Raw genomic sequence first — 7,176 nt, 5'->3', positions numbered from 1 at the left:
GGAACTGGCGCCCTCAGAACATCGCTTACGCCGCCTGAGTGCTATCGGCTGCCTGCTCAAAGCGACCTGGCCAGGGGCCGTCGCCGGATGCGTACCTTCCCGAGGTCGTCCCAATCGCTGTCGTCGCGGCATCAGTCGGGCGATCAGCGCCCACTCCGCATCGGTCAGATCGCTTGCATAACGCAATCCGCTGCGTTGATACTGGATACGAGTGATTTTGGTCCACGGCATCGTGTCCTCCCTCGAATCTTTGCAAATCCGAAGGAATCACAGCTGGCCGAAATCACTCACTCCTTTTTCGGTCAGGCTCTCAGGATGGCAATCGAGACCGACTTGCGGACCATGCGAAATCTTCTTGTCGCAAACCGCTCGGAGATCGCAATCCGGATCTTCAGAGCCGCATCCGAGTTGGGTTTGCGAACATTCGCCGTTTATGCAGAGGAGGACAAACTCTCCCTGCATCGGTTCAAGGCCGACGAAGCCTACCAGATCGGCAAGGGTAGGGGACCGCTAGAGGCCTACCTTTCGGTTGACGAAATGATCAAGGTCGCCAAAGAGCACGCCATCGACGCCATCCATCCGGGCTATGGGTTTCTCTCCGAGAGCCCGGAGTTCGCCGATGCCTGCGCGCGCGAAGGCATCGTGTTCGTCGGTCCGTTCCCTGAGACGATCTGTAATGGCGAAGCCGAATGGCCGAGCTGCTCGACCACTGTCACGCCGGCGTTTAGAGCCGCCTCTTAAACTCTCTGCCTAACGCCTGACGGCGCTACCATAAGATTGAATTTTTCTACAACTCCTGCTGGGCGCCAGCTGAGTTTCGCTTGGCGCAAACCCGGAATGCCAAGATCTTGCCCTCGATTAAGAAAAGCGGCTTCGGCTACAATCTCGCCCGCGAGTGCGTGAAGAACGTATTCATAGGCGCCTTTGAAGTCTCGTTCGGCTTTCTCGTGATGTTCCACAAACATTGAAGAGTTGAGCCGCTCGCCTATGGCGAAACCCACGAGCTTCTTGCCTATCTCTACCACCACTCCCTTTATCGGCAGCAAATGAAAGTGCTGGAAGGCGACCTTGACCGCAAAAGTCTCCTCCTCGGCGGATTTTCGGCCCCCTTCTTGTTCGCTAAGCCATCTCTCCTGAAGCTCGATACAATCAGTCGCGTCGCGCTCCTGCAGCGCCCGCACAGTCGGATTGAGGTTAGCAAATCGCCTGATGAGATTTCTTTTGCCCTCGAACTTCTTGCCTTTCATCGCTATCAACTCGTCCACCCTGTAGTAGTAGTCACTATTGTCACGATCGAATACGACGGACGCGCTCTTCGAAAGAGCTTGAGAAAGGGGAGATGGGATACGCACCCATTGGTAACTTTTGAGCCCAGGAATCGCGTCACGCATTATCTTTTCTGGATGCTCGCCTATCGGAGGAAAGAATTGCAATTCTCTATCCGATTCACGTTTATACGATACCAGCAGGTGATCCCGATAAATACAAGCCTGATGATGTTTTACGTTAGCCCAGCAAAAAATGTTCGCGAAAGTCATTTCGCAGCATCTCGATGGAAATTCCGCGAAGTATCGATCGAAGATCGTCTTCTGAGAGATCGATATCGGTTGCATCGCGTCCAAAATACATTTCATGCTACCATACCTCCTGCAAGTGATTTCGAACGATCAGGCGTCTAGCTATTGCAATTCCTGCCGTTACAAGGACCATTGAGCTCCCTCGCGTCGGCCTTTAGTGGTGTTCTGACTAGGAGAACGTCCTCCTAGCCGGCTCTGGCATTTTGCAAGAGGTGTAGCAGCGCAAATTGGTTTATCTGACGCAAGTAGTCATGCTGGTTCGTCTCAATCAAATGTTCGTATCCAGCAATATAATTGGGTTGCCGACAGCATCGGCACATAAAGCCCTGGGCGAGAGAGTACTCCGAGCAATTGTAGTCAACCGTTATTTCGTCGCTCTCAGTAGCAATCTCGTTGAGGGCCTTCAGAACGACAGTTTCAGAGTCGACTGTGACGTAGGCGTTGGGACGACAACTATGATTAATGAAGTCAATGTAGTCGCTACAAAGATGTCGATGACGACCAATCTGTATAGTTCTCTTGGTGGCCGTCTCTAGAACAACCCCACCGAGCCTTCCCACAACAGCGCCGCTCGATATTGTTTTCCTAGAAAAGAGGCCAAATCCATTGATTTTCGATGGTCCCACGAAAAGCCAAGAACTGGTCTCATAAGCACGGTGAGTGGTAGCCATTTTGAAAAAATCCCTGACTCCTGGCAGACAGCACATGCCGACTGCGTTCAAGTTATATCGCCGCACTGCTATCTTCAGCAGATGGTCATCTAAAGTGCACCGCCCCATCCAGGCAACCCATCAACTCTCATAGTCACCTCAAAGATGCGCGCCCGCAGTGGAGGATATGAGCTCCTAGTAGTCTCTGCGGTTGCACGGACCAGCCTGGGGACCGTGACTGCGACACAACGTGACTGGGTTGAGATCTTGGTAGGCGTCGTTCCGCTTCCACCTTCTCGCGGCAGATGGGATAGGCGAGTTTCGCAATCTTTTTGAAGGATCTGCTTATGTCTATCCTTGATCATACGCTTAAGGCGGCCGTGACGGCGCGCCGCCAGGATGAGGGGCGTCATTGGTTCTCCACGACGACAGGTCCCGGACGATCGTCGGGGAGATGCTGACATCAGACCCCGTCGCTTCCGAGATTGCCCGGCGCGCTGACGCCTGGCGTTGCAAGCACGCGGGTTTCCGGCGGCGATGGCTGACGCTCCGTCGTTTGTACCGGCGTCGGTAGATGCCATGGTACCCGCCGTAGGATCGGCCATGAGCGCAAGACAGCGCGACGCAAGGCCAAGCCGGATGTCCGGCATCGAGATCGAAGACGAGGGCATCACTATTTGGGTCGGCTGAGGCGCGGCCGTGGCGATGATTGCGACTATTGTCCCTGCGCTGAAGGCAACCCGGTGATCGGCCCGACCGCAACTGTCCGGGCAATCAAGCCGGGCGACTTCCGCAAGGGAATGGAGAGGACCTGCTATCTTGGTACGCGAGCACATGAAGGCCGATCCGGGCCAAGTGAGTGGCCTGGTCAAGCTGATCTTCTGGGATATACGGGATTGTGCCTGTTCGCCGGGCGGCTTAAGCAGGATGTCTTCGGCTGCCGAAGATCGAGGATGTGGTGATGCATTTGCCGGCGGCGGATTTGGCGGTGCTGCTCGCAGGACCTATTGGCTGGGCGCCCACGCGGAGGGGAGACGGTGGTTCCAACGCAAGTCGGATAATTGGGCCGCGCTGTCGCAAAGTTAATGAGGGTAACGAGCACATCGTCAGGCGGGCGCGAGTATCCTCTGATTTGCCTGTGAGGGATAACCTCCCGGACGGTAGAGACGCGGCGATGCTGCTTGCGGAGCGGCACGAGACCGAGCGGTTGCGCCAGATCATGAAGGCGTTAGAGCGTTATCGGTCTGGTCAGGAAGCAGTCTCATCCCGAGGACCAGATGCTGCTCATACCTCCGTGTTCATACATGAGAGGCTGAAAGCGCGTCGTGAGGACGCGAACATTGTCTTCATGCCTTGCCGACCTTACCGCAAATACGACCGGGCATTTACCAAACAGAAGAATGGAGCCGTGGTCCGGCGAGATGGTTGACTATTGACGTTTGAGGGGCTGGAGACGTCTGCGTTGCTCGAAGAACTCCATGGTTCAGTGCGCCTGCTCGTGAACTTATTCCAATCATTTTTCAAGCTGATTGGAGAGCAGCGCGATGACGCATGCCCCCGAAACGTTGTGGTGCGCCGATGATCTTGGGCGCAGGCGCGGATATGACGCAGGTTGCACCTCGGGAAGAGACGGGGGGCGGAAGCCGCATGCCGGGTCTCTGAGGGCGAAGCCGAATGGCCGACCTGCTCGACCAGGATCTGCGGTATCTGTGGTGGTAGACGCCATTGCACCGCGGCGCGGTTGTTGGGGATGAGCAAAGCCCGCTCGGCGTTTGGTCAACCACAGCGTCCGAATTCATGCCGGACCAATCGCGCCCTGCGCATTTGACGTTGATTGCGGCTATCGTTCGTGGGTGAGGGCAGCTGCTGGTCGGCAGGTCTCGAAACTGTCTGGGTGATGATAGCAACGATGCCACTTGCCTTCCGTAATTGAGCGGAGTGGCTCGAGTGTCGCTATCGGCACGGACTCTGGCCCGCCTTCGTTTGGCGCGGCTAGGCATCAGGATTCAGTAACGCCCGGTTGTGTCGATGAAAACGGCTGGATCGCAATGAGGGAATTTCTGTTGTGCCGACCAAACTCGTCCCTCAACTCCTCACCGGTTCGCCAAATCAGCCAATATTCGTAGGGCACAATCCCGCCCTCCCCCATCGCCAATATCGAGACGTCTGATTCGTGGTGCGCACACGCGTATTGTGTAACTAAGCCCTTATCTAGCGCCCATCGCTCGACAAGTGCACACAAGAAGTCAGGGGCCCACATTGCGAAAGACAGACCATGTGTAATTCTTGCTATGACCGCAGACAATCCCTGTCCTCTAAAGTCGCTTCGGATCCAATAATCACCATGGTATGCGACTTTTCCCGTTATCGTCTTTGCGCTCGGAGCTCTGCAAGTGCAGCGGTCATAACGATCCGCATGCGCAGTTGGATTTGCATAGAATGCCTTCAACGATTGAAAGTGTTCTGCGAGATTACTGGCGGAAAGATCAAAAAGTCGTTGCGCAGCCAAGATTGCGACAACGTTATGTTTGTCGACTCCCATGATCCAATAACCATCGCCCGGCTCGATTGGCGAGAGATCTGGCCTGAAACTTGGTTCAATGGCATCCTTTGTTGGAGTGTTCCGAGTGATCCAGGCGTACTCGTCGAAATCGAATCCTATCCGTAATTTGATGCCTTTTTTGAACACGACATCGTCGTGAAGTTGGAGCGAGCGAGAGACGCGCATGAGGTCTGCTAAGCACTCCATTGCTCCACCCTTATCTTCAGCATGACGAGCTGCACCAGCGGCTACGCTCAGGCTGATACAGCATTGTCAATGGATCGAAGATACTCTCCATTTTGGTAGAGCATTTGACGCATCGCATTCATTGCCTGGACTCAGGGCCGCAACGTGCTACGGGGAGGTGACGCCGCTTGCGGCTTACGCGGCGGTAATCCGGCGAATCGTATTGAAGCATCAGCGGGTATAGCGGTGTACCGTCGCACGCAACGGTGCGTGCAGCTGCACGGTAAGCGTGCTCCGAGGCCCTTCAGATTATTTGCGCGGGGTCTTGCGAGTCATTGGAAGAGTCATCGTCGGCGAGGGGGCTCACAATGGAGGGCCATTCGAACGACAAAAGGGAACGTTGTCGCTGCGTATTGGATTGTACGCTGGCGTGGTCGAAAGCGCTGGCGGGATGAACTGAAGGCGCAGATCGTCGCGGAGCAATTGGCAGCTCTGACGCAAATTCGATGACGCTTCGCGGGCCATGCTGCACCGAGTGATCGTGCTTCGAGAACGTCAATTTTGGCGCGCCCATAGATTTGCCGTTTTACGAGTTTGAGTTTCGTAATCTGCCCTTCGACTTGGCCGCTTGAACAAGGGTGTGATTGCCGCGCGCACAGCAGCGCTGTCCTTGGGACTCCCGTCGCGAAGGATGAGACGAGGCTTGATTTTGATGTTCGCGATCCATGAATCGAGTTTGTCCTCGTCCGTTTTCCGGACCATATCGTGGAACTGGTCGATGAGCGTGCGGGCCTCACAAGGGGACGGCACACCAGCCTCGATGGCGGCAACGACCACGGCATCAGCCTTGGTGTCATGCAATCTCGCCTAATCGGCGGACGCCACCCTTTCCGGCTGTTGTTTGCTGACCGCTCTCGACCGACGTCGACGTGTTGTCTACTCGCCAACCCGAAACGCAAGGACCCCTTGCGCCTGCAAGCGACGCCAGACTTTGGCGCCGTTGCGACAGCCACTGCTCCACTGGCCCTCAAGGAACAGATAATTTGCGTCGAGCGAACGCTCGGGTTTGGAACACGTCGGCTCGCCCACCCCGCAACGTCTGGCATGAGGAGTGGCTGAGCACGGCCAGGCGAAGCGCACCACGGCTCGCTCGTACCCCGTGCCTACTCGGCACCACGCATGCGGTTGACTCCAACTAAATCGGTCACTTTGCAAAGGCCAGTATCGCTGCTGCAGGCGCAACTTCATTTCCCTCCCAAGCGATAGCACAAATGTTGGCCGTGAGCGAGGCTTGCACAAAGCCGCCCGTGTGGGCCTGTAACCGGAGGTTTGCCGAGATCCGGCGTAAACGTGGGTCGGCTCGCGGCTTCTAGTCGCGGTGTCGGTTTCAGAATCGTCGAGCGTCGCTTGCTCCGCGCTGCCGTGCCAGACAAATCAACGGAACTCGCAGCCGTCGAGTCGCGACTGACTTTCGGAGTAGGCTCGAGGGTTCGCATGTTGACATTGACGGGGCTCGCTGCTGTCGCAGATGCAACATGGTCTCAGACCCGAGACAGTACAATTTGGAAAAGTGCTTGTTATTGAGCGCGTCTGTGTTTGGCATGGGATTTGAAGGGAATCGCCAATGGCATCGCTTGCCTAAGGAGTTGGAACGCATGGCTTACAAGATCGTCGCTTCGCAATGCACCGTTTGTGGGGCATGTGAGTTCGAGTGCCCCAACGCGGCGATCAGCCTCAAGCGCGACATTTACGTTATCGATGCCAAAAAATGTACGGAGTGCGAGGGCCATTGCGACACGCCGCAATGCGCGGTCGTCTGTCCGGTGCCTGACACCTGTGTCGCGTCTAAGACAGCATAAGCAGCCCGCGTCCACGAAGTAGGAAATCTCGAGCTTGGGAGGCCGCCGACCGCATGGGGCGCAGCGGTCGATCAACATCGTTATCGCTTGAGGCGCTGATCGACTCCGAGCAGCCCCCGAAGGGCTCTGCCAGTAAGTGATCTTCGCGAGTGGATGCAGGGCGCCGATAAGGTGCTGGTGGGCGAGCAGATCGTAGCCGCGGTGCAGCGAGTCCTGGCGAAGCGGTGCCCGAAGAGCCTCAGTTGTGGTCGGCTCAACCAAGCTCGCCTAGCAGTCTGCTGAAAAACCCCTCGCCAGGGAGGGGACTTGATGATTCACTTTATCATCTCGAATCGGCGGAGACGATCATGCGCGGCAGGTTT

General features: G+C 56.2%; 5 protein-coding genes and 3 pseudogenes. 3 read left to right on the top strand and 5 right to left on the bottom strand.

Going from position 1 to position 7,176, the window contains the following annotated elements; genetic code table 11:
• Positions 1-99 precede the first annotated feature (99 nt).
• Positions 100-231 (bottom strand): annotated as a pseudogene (locus tag ABIA96_RS36415) (transposase); the annotation flags it as partial.
• An 84-nt stretch (positions 232-315) separates the two neighbouring features.
• Between ABIA96_RS36415 and ABIA96_RS36410 the strand changes: the two are divergent.
• Positions 316-672, top strand: a pseudogene (locus tag ABIA96_RS36410) (biotin carboxylase N-terminal domain-containing protein); the annotation flags it as partial.
• Positions 673-737: 65 nt separating this feature from the next.
• On the opposite strand, the gene ABIA96_RS36405 reads toward ABIA96_RS36410, so the two are convergent.
• Positions 738-1,613, bottom strand: a complete 876-nt coding sequence (locus tag ABIA96_RS36405; protein WP_354141705.1) for a DUF2156 domain-containing protein — start codon at positions 1,611-1,613, stop codon at positions 738-740.
• A 149-nt stretch (positions 1,614-1,762) separates the two neighbouring features.
• Positions 1,763-2,248: an SET domain-containing protein-lysine N-methyltransferase gene (locus ABIA96_RS36400; protein ID WP_354141704.1), complete on the bottom strand. Its 486-nt coding sequence runs from the start codon at positions 2,246-2,248 to the stop codon at positions 1,763-1,765.
• Positions 2,249-3,521: 1,273 nt separating this feature from the next.
• Here ABIA96_RS36400 and ABIA96_RS36670 point away from each other — a divergent pair.
• Positions 3,522-3,779, top strand: a pseudogene (locus tag ABIA96_RS36670) (ISNCY family transposase); the annotation flags it as partial.
• A 447-nt stretch (positions 3,780-4,226) separates the two neighbouring features.
• On the opposite strand, the gene ABIA96_RS36395 reads toward ABIA96_RS36670, so the two are convergent.
• Together ABIA96_RS36395 and ABIA96_RS36390 are read right to left on the bottom strand one after the other, a co-directional pair.
• A complete protein-coding gene (locus ABIA96_RS36395) occupies positions 4,227-4,955 on the bottom strand; it encodes a hypothetical protein (protein WP_354053155.1) in 729 nt (242 codons plus the stop codon).
• Positions 4,956-5,510: 555 nt separating this feature from the next.
• Positions 5,511-5,816 carry a hypothetical protein gene (locus tag ABIA96_RS36390; RefSeq protein WP_354141706.1) on the bottom strand — a complete coding sequence of 102 codons (306 nt, stop codon included), beginning with the start codon at positions 5,814-5,816 and terminating at the stop codon, positions 5,511-5,513.
• A gap of 794 nt (positions 5,817-6,610) precedes the next feature.
• Between ABIA96_RS36390 and ABIA96_RS36385 the strand changes: the two genes are divergently transcribed.
• Positions 6,611-6,814 (top strand): 4Fe-4S binding protein, encoded by a 204-nt coding sequence (locus ABIA96_RS36385; protein ID WP_354053159.1) that lies wholly within the window; start codon positions 6,611-6,613, stop codon positions 6,812-6,814.
• The last annotated feature ends 362 nt before the right edge of the window (positions 6,815-7,176 follow it).

The sequence above is a fragment of the Bradyrhizobium sp. LB11.1 genome, from assembly GCF_040549385.1.
GTDB lineage: Bacteria > Pseudomonadota > Alphaproteobacteria > Rhizobiales > Xanthobacteraceae > Bradyrhizobium.
This window is presented reverse-complemented; position numbering and strand designations above follow the sequence as displayed.